Genomic DNA, 20,966 nt, shown 5'->3' on the forward strand with positions numbered 1-20,966 from the left:
CCGATGATCCTGCACACCCTTCTTGATTATGACACATTGCGCGTCATCTGGTGGCTGCTGCTCGGCGTGCTTCTGATCGGTTTTGCCGTAATGGACGGGTTCGACCTTGGCGTCGGAATGCTGCTGCCATTTGCCGGAAAAACCGATCTGGAACGCCGTATCGTCATCAACACCATCGGCCCGGTCTGGGAAGGCAACCAGGTCTGGCTGATCCTTGGCGGCGGCGCGATCTTTGCCGCCTGGCCGCCGCTTTACGCGGTCAGTTTCTCGGGCTTTTACCTTGCGATGTTCGCGATCCTTGCAGCGCTGATCCTGCGGCCGGTCGGCTTCAAATACCGCTCGAAACGAGAAAGCGCGACATGGCGCAGGAACTGGGACCGGGCATTGTTCATCGGAGGTTTCGTTCCCGCGCTGATCTTCGGCGTAGCGGTCGGCAATGTGCTGCAAGGAGTGCCGTTCCGATTGGGCTCTGACCTGAGGATTTTCTATGATGGCACGTTCTTCGGCCTGCTGAACCCGTTTGCATTGCTCTGCGGGCTCTTATCGGTCGCGATGCTGACCATGCATGGCGCGAACTGGCTGGTGCTGAAATCCTCGGGCGAGGTGGCCGGTCGGGCCCGCCGCTTTGGCACCATCGCCACCCTGGCGACGATCACGCTTTATGCACTTGGCGGGATCGCCCTGTGGCTGTTTGTCGATGGCTATCGCATCACCAGCGCGATCAATACCACCGGCCCGTCAAATCCGCTGGCGAAAACGGTTGATGTCAGCGCCGGGGCCTGGTTCGCCAATTACGCCGCCCATCCCTGGATGATCGCCGCCCCGGTTCTTGGGTTCCTTGGCGCGGTGCTGGTGCTGTGGGGACTGCGCGCACGCCGCGAGGTGGCAACGCTCTTGTTCAGTAAGCTCTCGATCTTCGGGATTATCGCTTCGGTCGGACTGTCGATGTTTCCCTTCATCCTGCCTTCGACCGCGCAGCCGGGGGCAAGCCTGACGGTCTGGGATGCGTCCTCCAGCCATATGACGCTGTTCATCATGCTTGTCGTCACCCTGATCTTCCTGCCGCTGATCGTCGCCTATACCGCCTGGGCCTACAAACTGCTCTGGGGCAAGGTGGATGAGGATGACATCACCGGCGGCGGTCACGCCTACTGAAAGGAACAAGATATGTGGTATTTTGCCTGGATCCTCGGCCTGCCGCTGGCCGTCTGCTTCGCGGTGCTGAACGCGATGTGGTTCGAGATGCTCGATGACGGGGATGAAGCCCGTGAAGGCCGCCGCGATGGTGGCACCCACACAGGTGCATGACACGCAGACGAGACGGAGGGCCAGAACATGGCCCCCCACCACCGGGGCCTCTGCCTTTCAGCCCGAATTCTTTTGCAGCGAATCCTGAGCCGCTGCTGATCCCCGGCAGGCACGCACCCGTTCAATCGCAGCATCTTCACAGCAGTGCCCGGCGCGCAGTTCGATACCAGTGCCCCGATCCCGGGCCGGGTGCTGTCATCGACGGCAGATCGCTCCATCCGATGCCTCGCGAAATCTGACCTTATGGAGTACTGATCGCCCGACTGCGCGAAAGGGAATGGCATGCGGGACATAATGGAACGACAACAGGTATGGATCTACCTGATGGCAGTCCTGGTTGCCGGGCTCACTGGATTTGCTGTGCCGGACGCCACCGCTTTGGAGCACGCGATCAATCCGGCATTGGCCCTCATGCTGTTTGTCACGTTTTTACAGGTGCCACTGTCCGAGATTGGCCGAGGCTTCCGGGAGGCGCGATTTCTGGGCGCTCTTCTGGTAAGCAACTTCCTTGTCGTCCCGATCCTCGCACTCGCATTGGCGCAACTCGCGATCGACGACGCACTTTTGCGCCTTGGCATTCTCATGGTGCTGCTGACACCCTGTATCGACTATGTGATTACCTTTGCCCATCTGGGGCGGGCGGACGCGCGGTTGCTGCTGTCATCGACACCGGTTTTGCTGCTGGTTCAAATGGCTCTGCTGCCACTCTACCTTGGCCTGTTTCTCGGCGGTGACGTTGTCGAGCTCGTGCGTCCCGGCCCCTTTGTGCATGCTTTTGTCTGGTTGATCGCAGTGCCGTTGATCTGCGCTGGTGTGGTCCAGTTCTGGGCCGCGTCGTGCACCACGGGGGTGCGCGTCAGTGCAGCTCTTGGAGTTCTTCCGGTCCCGGCAACAGCCTTGGTCCTGTTCCTCGTTGTCGCCGCGACAGTTCCCGTTCTGGGGGCTGCGAGCCACCATGCATTATCCGCCCTGCCAATCTATATCCTCTTTGCCGTCTTCGCACCGCTCCTCGGCTGGGGCATAAGGAGGCTCTTCGGGCTTTCACACGCAGCAAGCCGGGCAGTGTCATTCTCGACTGCAACGCGAAACTCCCTCGTCGTTCTACCGCTGGCCCTGGCTGTTCCCGGTGCGATCCCGATCCTTCCCGCAGTGATCGTGACGCAGACCCTGGTCGAACTGATGGCCGAACTGATCTACGTCCGGGTTATACCTCTGTTTGGCAAGGCGAAAGAGAGGCGGGCCAAGGCTGCCTGAAGGACTGTCCCCTGCCGTTGGGAAAAGGTCTGCATTCGCAGACCATCACCACTAAACCATTGCAGGCCCCGTTTCCTGCCAGATCCCCGAAGGCGTGTTCAGCTTTGGCCTGCCCGGGGATCAAGCCACGGCATCAACCGGGCGCCACAACGGCGACAGGCGAAGTTCCGAGCACCCGGAAGAGCAGCACCTCGTTCTGCAACTGCTCCAACCTGTTTGCCGTGACGGCGCCTTCCGCGCTGCGTCTGCGTTCCTGCGCATCCAGCAGCACCCGCAATGGTTCCGCGCCCGCCTTGTATCTTCGCTCGGTGAGGTTTTCGGCTTCACGCGCCGCTTCAAGCGCGGCAGTCAAATGACCGGCCTTGGTCGCCAGATTGCGCCGGGCGCTCAGGGCTGTTGACCATCCCGATTTCCGCCGGGTCAAGTACCGCGACGTAGCGCTGAATGACACCAGCTTCTTCTAGCGCCTTGGCGCGCCGCAGACAGGGCGAGGGCGAAAGCCCGACCTGGGCTGCCAGTTCGACCTTCTGCATCCGACCATCTTTCTGCAATGCGCGCAGAATACGTCGGTCTGTTTCGTCTAGTCTGGTCATGGAAGAGGCGGCTGCGGGAATCTGAACAGCCGGGATAAGTGGATTTTCCGCGTAGCGGCAGCATGATGCTGCGAGCGAGGAGAAGACCATGGCAAGACGACCGCGCCGGAACCACAGCCCGGCTTTCAAGGCGAAAGTGGCGGTAGCCGCGATCAAGAGCGAGAAGACCATGATCGAGCTGGCGCAGGAGTTCGACGTTCACCTGAACCAGATCAAACGGCCATGGCCTTCAAGCTGATGATGCCGGCCCAGAAGAAATGGCGAAAACTCGACGGCCACCACCGCCTCCCAGAAATCATACAGGGGGTTGAGTTCCGCGACGGCCTCCGTCAACTTCAAACCGCCGCCTGATCAAGCGTCACCAACTTTCGACCATAGCTCAGCGAAAATTCCGCTACACATCGGGCCGCCAAGATCCGATGAATCGATCTGGCACTCTCTGATGTGAGTTCATAATTCTTATGATGGCCGGGCCACGTTAGAAGCCATGCGCAGAGGAAACACTCGTAACACATAGGCCGGTGAAAGGGGGCAAGTATGAATGCACGTAGGTTTGACATTACCGCCGAAGAAATCGGCGTGGTGGTCGCGCGCTTTTACGCAGACATTCGCCACCATCCAGTTCTTGGGCCAGTTTTTGCACGGCACGTCACGGATTGGTCAGAGCATGAAAGCAGGATCATGTCTTTCTGGCGTAACGCGATCCTGCGCGAACAGGGCTACGATGGAAACCCCATGTTCGTTCACAAAGAGGCAGGAGACATACGCGCTGAGATGTTTCCAATATGGCTGGACCTCTTTGATAAAGTGCTGGCTGCTAACCTCACAATAGATCAGGCCCGAAATTGGTCAGCCCTCGCGCACCGGATTGGCAAGGGCCTCAGCTATGGGCTTGCGCAGGCTGGCGATCCCCCAAACCTCCGCCGCTGATAGAGAGGCAGCAGTTTCATCAACCAAATCTTCGACAATGCCAGAGCCGTTAAACCGGGCCCTTTTGAACTCTAAAATACCTTTCCCCCGATCCCCAAGAAGGGGGGATAGCCCCCCTGTCTGCCTAAACCGCGACCCCAAATAGTTTCCCGATAGCGGCGGTCACTGCCATCGCGGCACCGCCCCAGAAGACCACACGCAGTGTTGGTCGCAACAACTTGGCTCCGCCGGCCCAAGCCCCGAGAGCCCCGAGAACAGCAAGCGCGAGCAGCGTTGTCACAGTAACCACGACGGCGACAGTTTCTGCGGGTGAGACGAGCGCAGCGACCATCGGCACAGCCCCGGCCAAAGTGAACGTGAGCCCAGAGGCAAAGGCAGCCTGTAAGGGATTGGCGCTATGCACCTCAGAAAGGCCGAGTTCATCGCGCACATGGGCCCCAAGCGCGTCAGCTTCGGTCAACTCGCGCGCGACAAGCGCTGCCGTCGCGGGCGAGAGACCTCGGCTCTCCCAGATAGAAGCCAGTTCCGCCTCCTCCTCCGCGGGTGTCTCGCGCAGAGCCTGCGCCTCACGGGCGATGTCAGCACCTTCAATATCCGATTGTGAGCTGACCGAGACATATTCCCCCGCCGCCATCGACATCGCCCCGGCGGCCAATCCCGCGGCGCCTGCGATGAACACCGCCTCTGCGGAAGGATTGGCGACCGCCACGCCCACGATGAGCGCCGAGATCGAGACGATCCCATCGTTGGCGCCGAGCACCGCGGCCCGCAACCAACCGCTGCGGTTGACGAAATGCACTTCTTCATGGGCTGACTGATAGGTCATGGCCGTCCCGCTCCAATTTCATACTGTCGATCTGACCCTGTAGATTCCAGGCCGCGCCAAAGCTTCACCGCTCATCCGCGCTCGATGGATTGAAACGCTGACGAGGCCATCGACTTCCTTAAACTTCCGGTAACAATGTAGGGTGAACCGGATCATTGCAATTGATCTGGGTCATAGCCGACGTTGGACGGAATGAATTATCGGCTCCTCATGCGCCGAACCCGCCGCATGCGTGTCAACACAGGAAGCTTCCTATGCCCAGCACCGCCCCTGTAAGTCTTGAAGAACGCCTCATGCTTCCCCTCACGCTCGCGGCGAGTTTCGGCATGGCGGCCGCCTTCTTCGGCACCTTCGTGCTGCCGGGGATCTGGCTCACGGCAGGGCTTGCACTTGTCTATCTTGCGGCCGGGCTTCCGACGGGGCTGCGCGCGCTTGGTGCACTTTTCAAGGACCACGTGCTCGACATCGACCTGTTGATGATCATCGCGGCTTTGGCCGCGCTTGCGGTAGGCGCCCCACTGGAGGGGGCGGTTCTCCTCACGCTCTTCAGCATTTCGGGCACGCTGGAGCATCGCGCTATGGGCCGCGCCCGCCGCGCGATCGAGGCGCTGATGGCGCTGCGCCCCGAGACTGCACTGCGGCTGAGCGCCACGGGCGCGACAGAGGAAATCCCCGTCGCGGCGCTTCGCGAGGGGGATTTGCTTGTCCTGCGTCCGGGCGCGCGCGTGCCCGTGGATGGCGTGCTTGTCACCGGCGAAGGCACGGTCGACGAGGCGACGATCACCGGAGAGTCGATGCCCGTCTCAAAGGTGCCCGGAGCGAAGCTTTTCGAGGCGACGGTCAACCTCAATTCCGTGCTGACCATGCACGCAAGCGCCACCGTCGAAAGCAGCACCGTGGCGCGGATGATCGACATGGTGACCGAGGCCCAAGCCGCCCGCGCGCCTTCCGAGACCTTCAGCGCCTGGTTCGGGCAGCGCTACACCGTGGCCGTGCTTTTGGGGGCCATGCTGGCCTTTGTGGTTCTGTGGGGGATGGGGGCTTCCGCCTCCGACGCCCTCTACCGCGCTGCGGTGCTGCTGGTGGCGGCAAGCCCTTGCGCCGTGGTGATCTCGGTGCCCGCCGCCATGCTGTCGGCGCTGGCGGCTGCGGCACGGGGCGGCGTGTTGTTCAAAGGTGGCGCGGCGCTTGAAGCCTTGGCAGAAGTGAAGAGCTTTTCCTTTGACAAAACCGGCACCCTGACCACCGGAGTTGCAGAGGTCACCGACCTCACCTCAGAGATCCCCGAGGGGCGCATGCTGGCGCTGCTCTCGGGTTTGGAGGCGCAGTCCGAGCATCCGATCGCCGCCGCGATCCGGCGCCGGGCAGAGGCCGAGGGGCTTGCCCCCGCCGCCATCCGGGATGTCGTGACCCATCCCAGTGAGGGCATCACCGGGATTGACGAAGAGGGGCCGATCTGGGCCGGAAACCAGCGCATGCTGGAGCGGATGGGGGCGCGGGTCGATACGGCCGGGACGCAGCGGCTGAAGGCCTCGGCCCAAACCGTCACCTGGATCGGGCGTGGCGAGCAGCTGATCGGCGGCGTCACGGTGGCAGACCGCCCGCGGCCAAGCTCTGCCGCCGGGCTTTCGCAACTGCGTGCGGCGGGGGTGGCGCAGCTGGCCCTGATGACCGGGGATCGCCGCCCGGTGGCCGAACGGATCGGGCGGGAGCTCGGCTTTTCCGATGCGGAAATCCACGCCGAATTGTTGCCGGAAGACAAGGTCAAACTGGTTGCCGCGCTTGCCGAAAAGGGCCGAACGGCCTTCGTCGGCGACGGGGTGAATGATGCCGCTGCCCTTGCCCGGGCGGATGTCGGCGTCGCCATGGGGGTTGCGGGCAGCGAAGTGGCGCTGCAGGCCGCAGATGTGGCGCTTCTGTCCGAGGACATGACCCGCCTTGCCGCCGCCCGGACACTGGCCTTGCGTACCCGCCGGATCATCCGGCAGAACCTCGGCTTTGCCCTGGCGATGATGGTGCTTCTGGTGGTCTCGGCGCTATTTTTCGAGCTGCCTTTGCCGCTTGCCGTCATCGGCCATGAAGGGGGCACGGTTCTGGTGGTGCTAAACGGGTTGCGGCTGCTCGCCGATCCGATCCGCAATGATCGCGGCGCGGCGCGAAAAGCGGCCTCGCATCCCTCCTCCCAACCTCAAGAGGTTTCCCATGTATAAGCACATCCTTATCACCACCGATGGCTCTGAGAACGCGGGCCTCGGCCTTGAGCATGGCATTGCACTTGCATCCAGCATAGGCGCTGCGGTGACGATCCTGACTGTGACGCCGCCCTTCCCGATTGCAGCAGCGGCGATGGGGGCCGGGGCATACACGCCAGCGGCGGTTCTCGAGGGCTATGATCAGGCGCAGCGCGAAACGGCAGAACGGATCCTTGAGGCCGCCGCAGAGCGTGCGAGACATGCGGGCGTTTCTGCAACCGCCCTGCATGTGCCTGATGCCACGCCTGCTGATACTATCTTAGAGCGCGCCGAGGCTCTCGGTTGCGATCTCATCTGTATGGCCTCTCACGGGCGGCGCGGGCTGAAGCGGATGCTACTTGGCAGTCAGGCAACCGAGGTTGTCACCCGTTCCGCAATCCCCGTCTTGGTCGTGCGGGCCTGACACCCCTTGGCCCGCTGCGAAGCGGGCCGGGCCGAATACAGAAGGTTGGGATGACCCGAACACCTGCAGAATTCTGGCGAGAGCATTAGATTTTCCTTCCTTTCGGGGGGAAAGAGAGGTCGCATGGAGCTCTGAAGCCTGCGGAAAAGCAAATGAGCGATGCGTGGCTATCAGATGCTACGAGCCCGCATGGTGTTCGCGGTAAGGCCAAGTCAACGCCGCGAGCTCGATTGTTCGTGGTGCACATCTGCTTCTCCTGATCTGTCCGCGACCGTTGCGCCAAAAGTCTCCTTGTCGTGTTCACTGCGAACTATCGCTGCGATCGGCGGCCTATGGTTAGGACCCATTGATTAGGTAATGATTTCATCAATCAGAATTCTGTCAGGAGGCCAAAAAACGTCGATTTAGCAAACTTGACCTGAATCAAAGCTGGAACATATCATGGAGTATAGTCTGAGATTGGCGGGGAATCTGCTGCCCTACGCACACGGATCGGAGACTGAATGATCCCCCTGATAGGGGCTTGGTGCCCGAGACTGACTGGCGGTCTTGTCGAAAACGTATCTTCGGATAGTCCTCTCGGTATCACGGGATCCGATCTGCAACAGCTAAGGCCCGCGCTGATGGTCAAAGCGAACCAGAAAGTTGCCGCGGGCGATATCCTCTTTCGTGATCGCAAGCGGTCATGGATCACCGCAGTCGCCCCTGCAGCCGGGCGGGTATCAAAGCTTGAACTTGGCGCTCGTCGCAGCCTTTCTGAGCTGGAAATCCTTCCCGAGGGCGATGCCGTGCGGCAGTTCACGACAGATGTCGCGGATCGCGCGCAGCTGATTGATCTCATGATCGCCTCGGGGCTCTGGACCGCGTTGCGAACGCGCCCTTTCGGGCGGATCCCCGATCCATCGACACAGCCCGAGGCCCTGTTCGTCACGTTGACCGAGGGCGCTCCGGGCATGCCTGATCCTGCGGCGATCCTGCCTGATCTCATGGATTGGTTCACGCGCGGGCTGAGTGCTTTGACGATGCTTTCAGATGGGCCGGTCAACCTCTGCCATCCCCCCGATCTAGCCCTGCCAGAAGTCTTAGGCATCCGCACCCACCCATTCCGCGGAGGTCTGGCCTCGGCGCATATCCATACCCTGCATCCGGTCACCCATGGTGGGATGGTCTGGCAGATCCACTGGCAAGAGGTCGCGGCGCTTGGCCATCTACTGAAGACCGGCACGATCTGGCCGCGCCGCATCGTCGCGCTTACCGGGTCCGCAATGGCCCGTCCCGGCCTGATTGCCGCCCCGATCGGTGCGCGCCTGCATGATCTTGCCGCTGGAAGGCTGAAGGATACAACCCTGCGCCTGCTGGCGGGCGGAGAAAATGGCAGCCCGGCCACCTTTCTGCGGCCAGGCATCCGTCAGATCTCAGCCGTCCCGCACGAAAGGGCCGATCACCGAAAGGGCTGGTTCATGCGGCTGACGGCGCCGCGCATAGCCGCCCTCATCCCAAACCCATGGGACGAGGTTACGATGCCCCCGGGGATACTCGCGGTTCCGCTTTTACGCGCACTCGCCTCGGGAGATCTCACAGCGGCGCGAGATCTGGGTGTTCTTGGCCTGATCGAGGAGGACCTCATGGCATTGAATGCCCGCCTGCGAGGGCACCCCGATTACCGCGTTCTGCTGCGCCAGACCCTTGATGAGTTGGAGGCTACGATATGAGGCCGGGACTGCTGAGGGATGATCTTGCGGCTATCCTCGCCTTGCTGCCGCCTCTTGCCTGGCTATGGCCGCAGGACCATTGGGTCGCATCGCGGCTGCTGTTCTGCGCGGTACTGATCTTTGGCTGGCAGGCTCTGTTCGCGCAGGTCAGACGCCAAGGGATGGGGTTGCACGGTGCTGTCGCAGCCATGCTGGTCGCCCTGTTTGCGCCCATGGGCGTACCCTTCTGGCAATTGGCCTTGGGCGTCAGTTTCGGCATGGTGCTGGGTGAGGCGATCTTTGGCGGGAGAGGCCGCAACTTCGTGCAGCCAGTGGCGCTGACATTCGCCTTCATGGCCTTTTCCTTTGCCGATCAGCCCTGGCGTCAAGGCCCGGATCTGCCGCTGATCGCCATCCTGCCTGCCTTGGCTTTTCTGGTGATCACAGGGCAGGCGCGCCTCACAGTGTTGGCCGGTCTTGCAGCCGGGCTTGCCGGAGTCAGCGCGCTGATCGCGCCGGAGCAGATGACCATGTTGATCACGGGCACGTTGCTGCTGGCGCTGCTTTTCCTGACCGCCGATCCGGCTGTATCGGGTGCGACATCCCTTGGCCGCCTGGCATATGGAGTGCTGGCTGGTGGGTTGACCGCCTTGTTCGCGGCCTCCGGTCCTGTCTTTGGCGCAGTGGTTTTTGCCACATTGCTGGCGCAGATATTTGCGCCGCTGCTGGACCATATCGCAATCGTAATCCATTCCGCATGGATGCATCACCGTGCTCGGAGGCTGCGCAATGGCTAAGGCTTTCCAACGCTTCCTGGCCCGTCCCAACAGCGATCCGGTGAAATCCATCGGCATGGCGGCGCTGGTCGCCGCCATCTGTGCCTTGATCGTTGCCGGGACCGCCGTCACCTTGCGCCCGCTGATCGAAGAAAACCGCCTCGCTGCGCGCGCCGGTCAGATGGCGGCAATGCTGGAAAGCGTACCAGGTATCTCCGATCTGCTCGATGGTGGCGGGATCGAAACCCTGATCGTCGATCTGGCAACGGGTCGGATTTCGCAGACAGACCCCACCGATTTCGACCAAACCGCAGCGGCAGCAGATCCTGATCGCAGCACCGCGCTGCCTCCGGCGGCCGATCTTGCCGCGATCAGCCGGCGCGAGAATGAATCGCTAATCTGGCTGGTGCGCGAGGGGGACGAAATCCGGCTTCTGGTTCTACCGGTGCGCGGTGCGGGCTATCAATCCACCATCCGCGCCTATCTGGCGCTGGAGGGCGACCTGAACACCGTCGCCGCTTTCACGGTCTATGAACAGGGCGAGACCCCGGGCTTGGGATCGCGCGTGACCGAGGCCGAGTTTCGCAACGGCTGGACCGGGCGTCGCATTTTCGAGGGGGACGTGATCCTGATCGACACAGTTTCAGGTGCATCCGGGGATTTTGAGGTCGAAATGATCTCGGGGGCCTCCGTCACCAGCTACGGCACCATCGACATGGTGCATTTCTGGCTGGGCCCCGATGGTTTCGGTCCCTTCATGGGGTCTGATGCCGGAGAGTGCAGAATCCTACGCTAAGCGCTGAGAACCCGTTTCCCGTAATCGCGTAGATTGCCGTTCGGGTCGACATATCGGTAGAGTGTGACCGGTTTGACCCCCAATTCCTTACAGAGTTCTGAAACCGATGTGTCGCGGCTAGCCATTGCGGCCTGAGCCATGCGGACCTGCGCTTTCGTCAGCGCAAACTTTCTTCCTCCCTTTCGGCCGCGCGCGCGGGCGGCTTGGAGCCCCGCCATCGTGCGTTCGCGGATCAACTCGCTTTCAAATTCGGCAAGCGCAGCAAAGATGCCGAATGAAAGCCTTCCAGCCGCAGTCGTTGTGTCAATCTGCGCCCCTTGCCCGGTGAGAACTTTGAGGCCAACGCCACGCTCGGACAGCATGCTGACGGTTTTGACAAGGTGGTGGAGGCTGCGCCCCAAGCGGTCGAGCTTCCACACGATCAGCACATCCCCCTCACGCAATGCTTTGAGGCAGGCCTCCAGACCGGATCGGTCATCCTTCTTGCCGGACGCCAGATCTGAGTAGATCTGGTCCTCCTCGACGCCGGACGCGATCAATGCATCTCGTTGCAAGTCGAGGGACTGGCTGCCGTCAGCTTTCGAAACCCGCGCATAGCCGATCAGCATGTTTCACAAACGTTCGTTTGAGGTGTTCTGGAAAGCGGCGCGCTTTCGGCCATCCGAACAATTCCTTATTCAATATCTTAATCATCAATACGCAAACCATATGTAGAAAGCAAAAGAAATATGGCGCATCGTACTATCCTCACCGAGCGTCAGCGCTCAGTACTTTTTGATCTTCCGATCGATGAAACGGCGATGTTGCGCCACTACATCCTTGCGGACGACGATCTGGAAATCATCCGCGCCCGCCGCCGCCCCCACAATCGTTTTGGGTTTGCTCTCCAGCTTTGCGCATTGCGCTATCCCGGTCGGTTGTTGACCCCGGGCGAGGTCATTCCAATGGAGATCACGCGCTTCCTGGCTGCACAGCTTGGGCTGAAGTCAGACGATCTGGCTGGATATGCAAGCCGCGAAGAAACGCGTCATGAACATCTGGCGGCCCTGCGGGATCTCTATAGCTACAAGATGTTCACTGGCCGAGGATCGCGCGACCTGAAGGCCTGGCTGGAGAGAACAGCCGAAACTGCCCGGTCGAACGAGGACTTGGCGCGGCGTTTCGTGGAACAATGCCGGGCGACCCAGACCATTCTCCCAGGGATCACGGTTATCGAACGCCTTTGCGCGGATGCACTCGTTGCTGCAGAGCGACGGATCGACGCTCGGATTGCCGACCGGCTGGATGATGAGATGTGCAGCCGACTTGACGCCTTGCTGACGGAAATGGCGGACGGTTCTGTCACCCGCTTTGTCTGGCTGCGCCAGTTTGAGGTGGGCCAGAACTCGGCCGACATGAACCGGCTGCTCGGCCGGTTGGAATTCTTGCAGACCATGGCCGTGGACCGAACCGTCCTGTCGGGTGTGCCGCCCCACCGTATCGCGCGCCTCCGACGGCAAGGTGAACGTTACTTCGCCGGAGATCTGCGGGATATCTCCGGCGACCGCCGCCTTGCCATCCTCGCGGTCTGCGCTCTGGAATGGCGCAGTGCCATTGCCGATGCCGTGGTCGAAAGCCATGACCGGATTGTGGGGAAGACGTGGCGCGAGGCGAAACGCGTATGCGATGCTCGGGCAGATGACGCCAAGGCTGCTTTGAAAGACACCTTGCAGGGCTTCTCAAATTTTGGATCAGCTCTGCTGGAAGCACATGAAGATCAGGCCTCCCTGATCGAGGCCATTCAAAACGCCGGAGGCTGGTCATCGCTGAGGGGGCTTGTTTCCACCGCCGCCCAACTGACCGACACATTGGCGGCTGATCCACTGGCACATGTTGTTCACGGGTATCATCGCTTCCGACGCTATGCGCCGCGCATGCTCCGGGCGCTCGATATTCAGGCGGCCCCGGTGGCCGAACCGTTGCTTGCCGCCGCCGACATCGTCGCGGGTACGGAAACGACAACTACCCGGCCACTGACCTTTCTGCGCCGGGCTTCGAAATGGCATCGACACTTGAATCACGACGATGGGAACCGGCTTTGGGAGGTGGCGGTCCTGTGCCACCTACGCGACGCATTCCGTGCCGGCGACATCTGGCTCGCACATTCCCGCCGGTATGGTGATCTCAAGGACGCGCTGGTTCCGACGGAAGTTGCCAGGGCCACGCCAAAACTGGCCATGCCGTTTGAACCGGAGCTCTGGCTCGCGGATCGAAAATCTCGCCTAGCAGATGGCTTGGAACGACTGGCCCGCGCCGCCAGGGCGGGTGCCATTCCGGGAGGTTCTATCGAAGATGGCGTGCTCAAGATCGACCGTCTGACGGCCGCTGTCCCCGAAGAGGCCGATGCCATGGTGCTCGATCTCTACAACCGCCTGCCAGAGATCAGGATCACAGACCTCCTGCTCGAAGTGGATGACGAGATCGGCTTTACCGAGGCCTTCACCCATCTGCGCACCGGCGTTCCATGCAAAGACAGGGTCGGCATGTTGAACGTGCTGCTGGCTGAGGGGCTGAACCTTGGCCTCAGCAAAATGGCTGGGGCCACGAACACCCATGATTATTTCCAGCTCTCGCGCTTGTCGCGCTGGCATGTGGAAAGCGAGGCGATGGCACGCGCCTTGGCCATGGTGATCGAAGGTCAATCTGCCTTGCCGATGGCCCGGTTTTGGGGCGCAGGGCAGACCGCTTCGAGCGACGGGCAATTCTTCCCGACCACGCGCCAGGGCGAGGCGATGAACCTGATCAACGCCAAATACGGCCATGAACCCGGTCTGAAAGCCTATACCCATGTCTCTGACCAGTTCGGCCCTTTCGCCACCCAGACCATCCCGGCCACGGTGAACGAGGCCCCTTACATCCTGGACGGCCTGTTGATGACAGACGCAGGTCAGAAAATCCGCGAACAGTATGCCGACACGGGCGGCTTTACCGACCACGTCTTCGCCGTCACTGCCCTTCTGGGCTTTCAGTTCATCCCCCGCATCCGGGATCTGCCATCCAAGCGCCTCTACCTCTTCAATCCGGCATCCTGCCCGAAAGAATTGAAGGGGTTGATCGGCGGCAAGGTCAGGGAACCTGTCATCAGCTCGAACTGGCCCGACATCCTACGCGCAGCGGCCACCATGGTGGCGGGCGCGATGCCGCCAAGCCAACTCTTGCGAAAATTCGCTGCATATCCCCGACAGCATGAACTTGCGGTCGCATTGCGCGAAATCGGCCGGATCGAACGGACGCTGTTCATCATCGATTGGCTGCTGGATGCCGACATGCAACGCCGTGCCCAAATCGGCCTGAATAAGGGCGAAGCGCATCATGCGCTGAAAAACGCCCTGCGCATAGGGCGCCAAGGTGAAATCCGTGATCGAACAGCCCAAGGCCAGCACTTCCGAATGGCCGGGCTGAACCTCCTCGCCGCCATCATCATTTACTGGAACACCAGACATCTCGGTCACGCTGTCGATAGTCGCCGCAGTGATGGTTTGGACTGCTCAGCAAACCTTCTGGCGCATATTTCACCCCTCGGGTGGGCGCACATCCTTCTCACCGGTGAATACAGGTGGCCCAAAAGATGACCAAACGGCCTTAGCGTAGGATTCTGCACTCTCCGGCATCAGACCCCAGGAGACGGCGTAACGGACATAGAAGTACACCGCGTACAGGATCACCGACTTCGGATAATGCAGGCTTTGTTGCGCTATCCCTCGGGTCGGCGGTTCATGTTTGTGAGTCAGCGGGTTAGATTGACCGTATGAGCAAGCCTGTCCCCCTTTTCCGCACGACGAACTGGTCCAGCTACAGTCAGGCTCTGAAGCGTCGCGGCTCCCTGATGGTGTGGTTTGACCCGGAGATGGCATGGTTTGCGGTGCCGAGCGGCAAGGCGGGTCATCCTGAGAGGTTTTCGGCAGCGGCCATACAATTCTGCCTGTCGATCAAGGTGCTGTTCGGGCTGCCGCTGCGGCAGACGACTGGGTTTGTGGAGAGCCTTCTTGCTCTGAGCGGGTTTGACTGGCCGGTGCCGGATTACACGACGCTCTGTCGCAGGCAGAAGCACCTGAAGGTGCAGATCCCATATCGTGCGGCGTCCGGGCCGCTGCATCTGCTGGTGGACAGCACCGGGATCAAGTTCTCAGGGGAAGGCGAGTGGCAGGTTCGTAAACATGGAGCCAGCCGCCGCAGGCAATGGCGCAAGATCCACATAGGTATCGACGCTGATACGCTGGAAGTGCGAGCCGTCGAGATGACCAGCAACCGTATCGGCGATGCGCCCGTTCTGCCCGACTTGCTGGCGCAGATCCCGATGCAAGAGCGGATCGGCAGCGTCACCGCCGACGGCATCTATGACACCAAAGGGTGTCACACCGCCATCGCAGCCCGAGGTGCCGATGCGATCATACCTCCGCGACGAAATGCCAGGGACTGGAAGGGCCATGATCCCGGCCTGCAGGCGCGAAATGAGGCGCTACGTGCCTGCAAACGGTTCGGTCGGGCGAACTGGAAGAAATGGTCCGGATATCACCGACGAAGTCGCGTCGAGGCCAAGATGCGATGCCTCAAACTTCTGGGCGAGCGCATCATGGCCAGAGACTTCGACAGGCAGGATGCAGAGGTTCAAATCCGCATCGCACTCATGAACCGCTTCACTTCACTCGGCACGCCCGAGACCTTCCGCATGCACTGAAGATATCTGGGAAAGGGATACGTGCGGCCTCGAGCCGAGTAGCGCAACAAAGCCTCTCCGATGCAATGGCGGCGTTGGGGCTGAATTTGGGTTGCGTCGGCATTCCCAGATAGTCCTATTTGCTCGACACTTCCTCAGGTCGCTGCATCATGCCCATTTGCATTCAGCTAGCGTCCAACGGATGCGATTGTGTCGAACGACAATTCTATCGGCTTAGCGTGCGGGACCAGTGCATTCGGTTGGGCGCAAAGAAGGCGTATCACGCCTGAATGCGTTACGACTAAGGGTGTTGCACCCGCGAGATACGGCAAGACTTTCGCGACACGCGAACGAAACGCTTCGATTGTCTCGCCCCCCTCGGGATCTTGCAATCTGTCGCGCTCTGATTTCGGGCGTCCCTCGAGGACACCCCAGTGCCGCTCAGAGAGGCCCATTAACGGCATAACCCGCAAACCATCCGTTCAAGGGGCGGCCAGAAGGCCGTCAAAGGTCAGATTAATTTGGCGGAGGGCCGCCATATCGATGGTTCTGCCGTGATCGGTGGTCTGGCCCAATGGGCCAGAAAGGTTGCCGGACAAACAAACCATCCAGAACCGCCGCTTGAAGCATCAGCGTCAAGCAGCATAACCTGAAACCGATGAGCCCAAGCCACCCGCTACAGAACTAGGCCGCCTGTTCCAAATCATTCGATGACGGACAGAGTAGCTTAAATTCGGCAAGATCTTGTCCAAGAGATGTGGTGTAGCTCATCAACTCCGGATCCTGAGCGGTGTCACTCGCCACAATTTATCCGCAAGCTGGCATCCCCAATGATGCGCCAGCCAACTTCGTCGACAAGAGTGATGTGCGGTACTGATATGAACTCTCCTGAAGTCTCAACGGTGAACGGTTCTGACACATGCTGTCCCGCCTGCAATTGTCGATCCGAAGAGTCAAATGGTCCTTCTGATCCTATACTGATGGTCATTGAGTTTCCGGTGGAAGATAACTCAAAGTAGAAATTCTCACCGTCAGGTGCCGTCCCGGGGCCCATGATTTCGATATCCTCGAAGTTGTCCTCAAGAAAGATGCCACAAACGGTCGTCGTAAACTCATATGTACCGACGGGCGATTCAAGCACGCCTGTTTTACCGGGAGGTAAATCATCCAGTATCGGCGTTTCAGCAAAAACACTGCCAGCGACATGTAGCCCGATAAAGACAGTCAGAATTACAAGGCCAGGCGAAGGCGCGTTACGCATGTTTGGTTTGATGCCTCCAGTTGGCGCTTCTGTTCGCCGATTTCATGGATAGGACCAGCCATCATGTTCGACCCGGAAAATGCGTAAGGGCGCGTTCTGGCGCGTTGTGTCCGGACGGATATAGTAAACAACGCGTTGATTTCGGCCAAAGTTGGTGAAATCGACGTTGATGGTGATCATGCCGCGCAGCATGGGGGTGTCGGGATCAGGTGTCGGCTCTCCGATTGTGCCGTTGAAATCCTGCGCGCCGTAAATCGGATGTGCGCCGATCCGACCTGACGCAAACAGGGCCACGATATCGCTGGTAAAATAATGATTTGCCACGTCAGTGTCCAACACACTGGGCAGATTGCTGTTCTCGGACTGAAACTGACGTTCGTAGAGTTCACGCACCAGATCCACGGCCTGCGCGACCGGATCGAGCCCCGCTTGCGCGGTATAGGGTTCATGCTCGGGTTGCGGCGATGTTTCCGCAGCGGGTGCATATGTCTCGACTCCATCTGGGGTGATGAAGCGCTGCGCCACCCATCCGGCCTTGCTCATTGTCGCATCGCGCATCAGACACCAGCGCGCTGGCAAGGCTTCGATCTGGGCCTGGCTCATGCGGTGGTAATATTCTGCCGTGTAGAAAGGCACACAGGTCACCTGCTGCAATCCCCGCTCATTGTGACCAAAACTGTCGATCACCGGATAGCTCGTACCCGGCCCCATGCGGGCATTCAGGTGATCATTGGCCGAAACCCCGGTGACGCGCCAGGCGTCAGGGCCATGGCCGTCGATTTCAGCTACAGCAGTTACGGCTGTAAGTGTCAAAAGAACCGATGCGACGAAGACGGTTGAACGGGCCTCTGGGGTTGTCATGGCTGTACCTCGATGATTGATCGGCCAAGCACTTTTCTGTCAGTCAGGTCAAGAAAGCGCAGTTCATAGGTTCCGGGGCTGTCCGGCAGGGTCAGGTCAAGACTATTGCCTTCCACAGAGCTCGTAGCGCTGATCCAGCTGAAGTCGGCCTGATCGGCGCGCGCCAGCGCCACGCGCTGATCACGGCCGTCCTGGCTGGCGGTCCAGGTGACGGTGATTGTCTCGCCCGGTTTGGCGGTGGCGGGTGCCACAAGCCCCGCCCCATCGTCCAGCGCCGCATCTGCGGCCAGCACCTCAAACGGATGGCGCGCCATGACCCGGTTATCGATATCCAGGTGATAGCGGATTTCGTAAGCGCCCGGCTCTGTCGGCGCAGTCATCTTGACCTGCGTTGCGCTGTCGATCCGGCGATAATCGCCATATTCGCCCTCCGCAGTCCCGACCGGCACGATGGTGACATAGTCGCGCGGGTGGATCGCGCCGGTCCAGCTGATGGTCAAATCGCTGCTGGCCCGTAGACGATCCGGGCCGCTGACGGTGACGTTCCCCTCGACCACCTCGATCGGAGTGCGGGCCAGAACACGGCCAATCTGCTCCATCTGCAACCGAACCTCATAGAGGCCGGGCTCGGCGGGCGCGCGCAGACGACCCTCGGTCTGGCCTTCCATGCGGTCATAATCGGTATAGGCGCCATCCTCGGCGCCCATCGGCACGATGGTGACATAATCGCGCGGATGCAGACCATCAGCTTCCCAGGTCACGGTGAAGGCCGATCCGACCGCAACCTGCGCCGGGGCCGAAACAGTGACGGCGGCGTCAATCACCTCGACCGCGGTTGTCGCAAGCACCAACGAACCGCGCCCCTCGGTCTGAAGCCGCACCTCGTAAAGGCCCGGCTCGGCCGGGGCGCGCAGGCGGCCCTCGGACCGGCCTTCGAGGCGGTCGTAATTGGTATAGACGCCGGCCTCGGCGCCCGCAGGCACGATGGTGACATAGTCGCGCGGGTTCACATCGCCCTCGATGGTCCATGACACCGGGACAGCCGCGCCGACCACCACCTGCGCCGGGGCGGTCACGGTGACCGTGGGCAAGGGCGCCGCGGGCGTCTCGAACACCATGACATGGGTCAGGGCCTCACCCGCCGCCAGATCGAGATCCACGCTTTGCGCGCGTTCCAGAGCGGTATGATGGCCGGTGATGGTCCAGCCGCCGGGGCGAACCTCCATCACGCCGGGATTGCCGTCGAATTCAAAGCTGTCGCCGTCGCGGCTGAACTCCCAGGTGAATGGCGTGTCGATCAGCGGGCCGTCGGCGCTGTCCATCACCGCGCGCAGGGTCAGTTCGGCCAGCGCAGGTGCTGCGGGCGGGAACATCACATGCAGATTGCGCGGGCCTTCAGGGCCGAATGTGCCTTCGGTCTGGACCGGCTGGTCCCAGGCATCGGCGGTGACGGTCACCACATAATCACCAAAGGGCAGATCGAGCGTCAGCGGGTTGCCGGTGGCCTCGCTCACGAAGCTGAACTCATTGTCCGAGATCTGCCAAAACACCTCGCCCGCGACCAGCGGGGCGGAAGGCGGCTCATTCGGCCAGAAGAACACAGGCTCTGGCCCCATCCGCTCGGGGCTTTGATGGGCGGTGAAGGTGAAGGGGCCAGCGGTCGGCGCGGCGACCTGTTCCAGCGCCGCAGTCAGCTCTGCGGCATTGTCGGCGGTGAGGAAGCGGCCGCCGGTCTCTTCGGCGATGCATTGCATTTGCATCAGCGCCTCGGCCTCGCCCTTGACGTCAAAGCCGATGACATGGGCGGTGAAATCAACGCCTGCTTCATTCAGCGCGCGGGCGGCGGCGCAGGGGTCGGGGTTGCAGGTCTCGATCCCGTCCGAGATCAGGATCACGGTCGCCGCCTGTTCGGTATGGCGCAGCGCCTGCGCGGCGGCGATCACGGCATCAGTCATCGGCGTCATGCCGCGCGGGTTCAGCTCGTCGACAATCCGGGCAATCTCCGCCCCGGTGCCGGGGGCGGGGTCTATCATCGTCTGGATGTCGGAACATTGCCCGCGCTCGCGGTGGCCATAGGTGACAAGGCCAAGGTTCTGATCCGCCGGGAAGGTGCCGACAAAATCGCGCACCACATCACGCGCGATGGTGATCTTGTTCACCCCGTCGATCTGCCCCCACATTGAGCCGGAGGCATCGAGGACGAGGATGGTGTTTGGGCGCTCTTGCGCCATCGCGGGCAGCGCCAACCCGAGGGCGAGCGTGGCGGCGGTCAGCCAGGATTTCATTGGGGGGCTCCTTTCGGTGCGCGGGCAAAACGGGTGCTGACACGCTCTTTCAATTTGCGGAAATGCGAGGAGATCTGTTCAAGCCGGGCATCCCATTCCGGGTCCGGGGTCTGCCCATCGGTGGCCTTGACCCAGACCTGCAACAGGCAGGCCACCGCAAAGGGCTCAAGGAAAGCGGCCTTCACGCTCCAGGCGAACAGCAGCGCAAAGACGAAACCGCCCGCAGACCAGGCGCCGGGCATGGCGTAGACCAGCGCGGCGGCCGGGGCGAGCATGACGAGGAACACAATCGCCGCCAGCCCATAGGTGAACAGCGTCAGCCAGGCGGCATTCTTCAGCATGACCTTCCAGTTCTGGCCATAAAGCACCAGCGCCTCGCGCGCCGATCCCCAGGCATCGGTCGAGCCGGTGCGGATTGCATGGGCCAGGATGATTTCATCGACAAAGCCGACCGCCACCCGCAAAAATGCCTGCACCACGCCCATCAGCTGTTTCACATAGGGGATGGGCAGGATGCCGAGGATGCCACGCACCAACCCGGTGACGGCGCGGATCACGCCCTTGACCAGCTGGTCCAGCGCAAACAGCAGCGAGGCCTGACCGAACCGCTCTTTCACGACCGCTGTCGCATGGGCGATCTGGCCGCGTCCTTCGGGCAGAGGCTTGCCGCCCATAAGCTCGACCATAACGGCGATATGCCCGGCCTTGACGATATAGAGGATGTACTCGCGCACCCAATACATCACCGCCCCGGTGATGCCGAAACCGATCATCCCGCCCCAGGCCATGCTCTGGGCGCGGAAATCATCGTCGCCAAAGGCACCGACGCCCCAGCCGATCCCGACCCCGGTTCCGGTTGCCAGCATATAGGCCAGCGTGATCCCGAAATAGACGCCGGCGCGCAGCAGAACAAAGGGCAGCGTGCGCACCATCAGGCCGATGGCCTGACCAATACTGAAATCCCACATTCGGAAAATTGTCTCCGCTCATTCGAATATGCGGCACTCTGGCAGGTCTGGCTGCGCCGCGCCCCG

The 20,966-nt window shown here is 61.3% G+C and carries 19 protein-coding genes and 3 pseudogenes; 13 read left to right on the forward strand and 9 right to left on the reverse strand.

Annotated features, from left to right (window positions below; genetic code table 11):
* The first annotated feature begins 3 nt into the window (after positions 1 to 3).
* From cydB to JCM7686_RS23015, 3 genes are all read left to right on the forward strand, one after another.
* Positions 4 to 1,155, forward strand: coding sequence for a cytochrome d ubiquinol oxidase subunit II (gene cydB / locus JCM7686_RS23010; RefSeq protein ID WP_020952695.1), 1,152 nt, complete (start codon positions 4 to 6; stop codon positions 1,153 to 1,155).
* Positions 1,156 to 1,167: 12 nt separating this feature from the next.
* Entirely contained in the window at positions 1,168 to 1,308 is a 141-nt protein-coding gene (gene cydX, locus JCM7686_RS23755; protein WP_020952696.1) for a cytochrome bd-I oxidase subunit CydX, read from the forward strand.
* A 324-nt stretch (positions 1,309 to 1,632) separates the two neighbouring features.
* Positions 1,633 to 2,562, forward strand: coding sequence for an arsenic resistance protein (locus JCM7686_RS23015; RefSeq protein WP_236635921.1), 930 nt, complete (start codon positions 1,633 to 1,635; stop codon positions 2,560 to 2,562).
* 133 nt (positions 2,563 to 2,695) lie between these two features.
* Here JCM7686_RS23015 and JCM7686_RS23020 read toward each other — a convergent pair whose 3' ends face one another.
* Entirely contained in the window at positions 2,696 to 2,914 is a 219-nt protein-coding gene (locus JCM7686_RS23020) for a hypothetical protein (RefSeq protein WP_020952698.1), read from the reverse strand.
* A 52-nt stretch (positions 2,915 to 2,966) separates the two neighbouring features.
* A pseudogene (locus JCM7686_RS23025) lies at positions 2,967 to 3,155 on the reverse strand (Lrp/AsnC family transcriptional regulator); the annotation flags it as partial.
* An 88-nt stretch (positions 3,156 to 3,243) separates the two neighbouring features.
* Here JCM7686_RS23025 and JCM7686_RS24590 point away from each other — a divergent pair.
* The 3 genes and pseudogenes from JCM7686_RS24590 to JCM7686_RS23035 all read left to right on the forward strand — a co-directional run.
* Positions 3,244 to 3,369 (forward strand): annotated as a pseudogene (locus JCM7686_RS24590) (IS3 family transposase); the annotation flags it as partial.
* Positions 3,370 to 3,374: 5 nt separating this feature from the next.
* A pseudogene (locus tag JCM7686_RS24595) lies at positions 3,375 to 3,506 on the forward strand (IS256 family transposase); the annotation flags it as partial.
* 186 nt (positions 3,507 to 3,692) lie between these two features.
* A complete protein-coding gene (locus tag JCM7686_RS23035) occupies positions 3,693 to 4,085 on the forward strand; it encodes a group III truncated hemoglobin (protein ID WP_020952701.1) in 393 nt (130 codons plus the stop codon).
* Between the two features lie 124 nt (positions 4,086 to 4,209).
* Here JCM7686_RS23035 and JCM7686_RS23040 read toward each other — a convergent pair whose 3' ends face one another.
* Complete coding sequence (locus JCM7686_RS23040) at positions 4,210 to 4,911, reverse strand: VIT1/CCC1 transporter family protein (protein WP_020952702.1); 702 nt, start codon at positions 4,909 to 4,911, stop codon at positions 4,210 to 4,212.
* A gap of 293 nt (positions 4,912 to 5,204) precedes the next feature.
* On the opposite strand from JCM7686_RS23040, the gene JCM7686_RS23045 reads away from it, so the two are divergent.
* The 5 genes from JCM7686_RS23045 (at position 5,205) to JCM7686_RS23065 (ending at position 10,829) form a co-directional block, all read left to right on the forward strand.
* Complete coding sequence (locus tag JCM7686_RS23045) at positions 5,205 to 7,121, forward strand: heavy metal translocating P-type ATPase (RefSeq protein ID WP_236635922.1); 1,917 nt, start codon at positions 5,205 to 5,207, stop codon at positions 7,119 to 7,121.
* Complete coding sequence (locus tag JCM7686_RS23050) at positions 7,114 to 7,566, forward strand: universal stress protein (RefSeq protein WP_020952704.1); 453 nt, start codon at positions 7,114 to 7,116, stop codon at positions 7,564 to 7,566. Before JCM7686_RS23045 ends, JCM7686_RS23050 begins: the two co-directional genes overlap by 8 nt.
* A 503-nt stretch (positions 7,567 to 8,069) precedes the next feature.
* The gene (locus JCM7686_RS23055; RefSeq protein ID WP_020952705.1) at positions 8,070 to 9,278 is read left to right on the forward strand and encodes a Na+-transporting NADH:ubiquinone oxidoreductase subunit A; all 1,209 of its coding nucleotides are present in this window, start codon (positions 8,070 to 8,072) and stop codon (positions 9,276 to 9,278) included.
* On the forward strand, positions 9,275 to 10,054 hold the full coding sequence (locus JCM7686_RS23760) for an RnfABCDGE type electron transport complex subunit D (RefSeq protein WP_020952706.1): 780 nt from the start codon (positions 9,275 to 9,277) through the stop codon (positions 10,052 to 10,054). The genes JCM7686_RS23055 and JCM7686_RS23760 overlap by 4 nt, the downstream gene beginning before the upstream one ends.
* Entirely contained in the window at positions 10,047 to 10,829 is a 783-nt protein-coding gene (locus tag JCM7686_RS23065; protein ID WP_020952707.1) for an FMN-binding protein, read from the forward strand. The genes JCM7686_RS23760 and JCM7686_RS23065 overlap by 8 nt, the downstream gene beginning before the upstream one ends.
* Here JCM7686_RS23065 and JCM7686_RS23070 read toward each other — a convergent pair.
* The gene (locus JCM7686_RS23070; protein ID WP_013496757.1) at positions 10,826 to 11,437 is read right to left on the reverse strand and encodes a recombinase family protein; all 612 of its coding nucleotides are present in this window, start codon (positions 11,435 to 11,437) and stop codon (positions 10,826 to 10,828) included. The genes JCM7686_RS23065 and JCM7686_RS23070 overlap by 4 nt on opposite strands.
* A gap of 120 nt (positions 11,438 to 11,557) precedes the next feature.
* Here JCM7686_RS23070 and JCM7686_RS23075 point away from each other — a divergent pair, with 120 nt between their 5' ends.
* Together JCM7686_RS23075 and JCM7686_RS23080 are read left to right on the forward strand one after the other, a co-directional pair.
* On the forward strand, positions 11,558 to 14,440 hold the full coding sequence (locus JCM7686_RS23075; protein WP_013496756.1) for a Tn3 family transposase: 2,883 nt from the start codon (positions 11,558 to 11,560) through the stop codon (positions 14,438 to 14,440).
* Between the two features lie 176 nt (positions 14,441 to 14,616).
* Positions 14,617 to 15,546, forward strand: coding sequence for an IS5-like element ISPam1 family transposase (locus JCM7686_RS23080; protein ID WP_020952385.1), 930 nt, complete (start codon positions 14,617 to 14,619; stop codon positions 15,544 to 15,546).
* 167 nt (positions 15,547 to 15,713) lie between these two features.
* Here JCM7686_RS23080 and JCM7686_RS25220 read toward each other — a convergent pair whose 3' ends face one another.
* The 5 genes from JCM7686_RS25220 to JCM7686_RS23095 form a co-directional block, all read right to left on the reverse strand.
* Complete coding sequence (locus JCM7686_RS25220) at positions 15,714 to 15,989, reverse strand: histidine phosphatase family protein (RefSeq protein WP_084621325.1); 276 nt, start codon at positions 15,987 to 15,989, stop codon at positions 15,714 to 15,716.
* A gap of 329 nt (positions 15,990 to 16,318) precedes the next feature.
* Complete coding sequence (locus tag JCM7686_RS24600) at positions 16,319 to 16,786, reverse strand: hypothetical protein (RefSeq protein WP_148292723.1); 468 nt, start codon at positions 16,784 to 16,786, stop codon at positions 16,319 to 16,321.
* A 42-nt stretch (positions 16,787 to 16,828) separates the two neighbouring features.
* Positions 16,829 to 17,647 carry an SH3 domain-containing protein gene (locus JCM7686_RS23085; RefSeq protein ID WP_020952708.1) on the reverse strand — a complete coding sequence of 273 codons (819 nt, stop codon included), beginning with the start codon at positions 17,645 to 17,647 and terminating at the stop codon, positions 16,829 to 16,831.
* Complete coding sequence (locus JCM7686_RS23765) at positions 17,644 to 19,932, reverse strand: vWA domain-containing protein (protein WP_020952709.1); 2,289 nt, start codon at positions 19,930 to 19,932, stop codon at positions 17,644 to 17,646. Before JCM7686_RS23765 ends, JCM7686_RS23085 begins: the two co-directional genes overlap by 4 nt.
* A complete protein-coding gene (locus tag JCM7686_RS23095; protein ID WP_020952710.1) occupies positions 19,929 to 20,900 on the reverse strand; it encodes a hypothetical protein in 972 nt (323 codons plus the stop codon). Before JCM7686_RS23095 ends, JCM7686_RS23765 begins: the two co-directional genes overlap by 4 nt.
* Positions 20,901 to 20,966 lie beyond the last annotated feature (66 nt).

It is taken from the genome of Paracoccus aminophilus JCM 7686 (assembly GCF_000444995.1).
In the GTDB taxonomy this organism is placed as follows: Bacteria; Pseudomonadota; Alphaproteobacteria; order Rhodobacterales; family Rhodobacteraceae; genus Paracoccus; species Paracoccus aminophilus.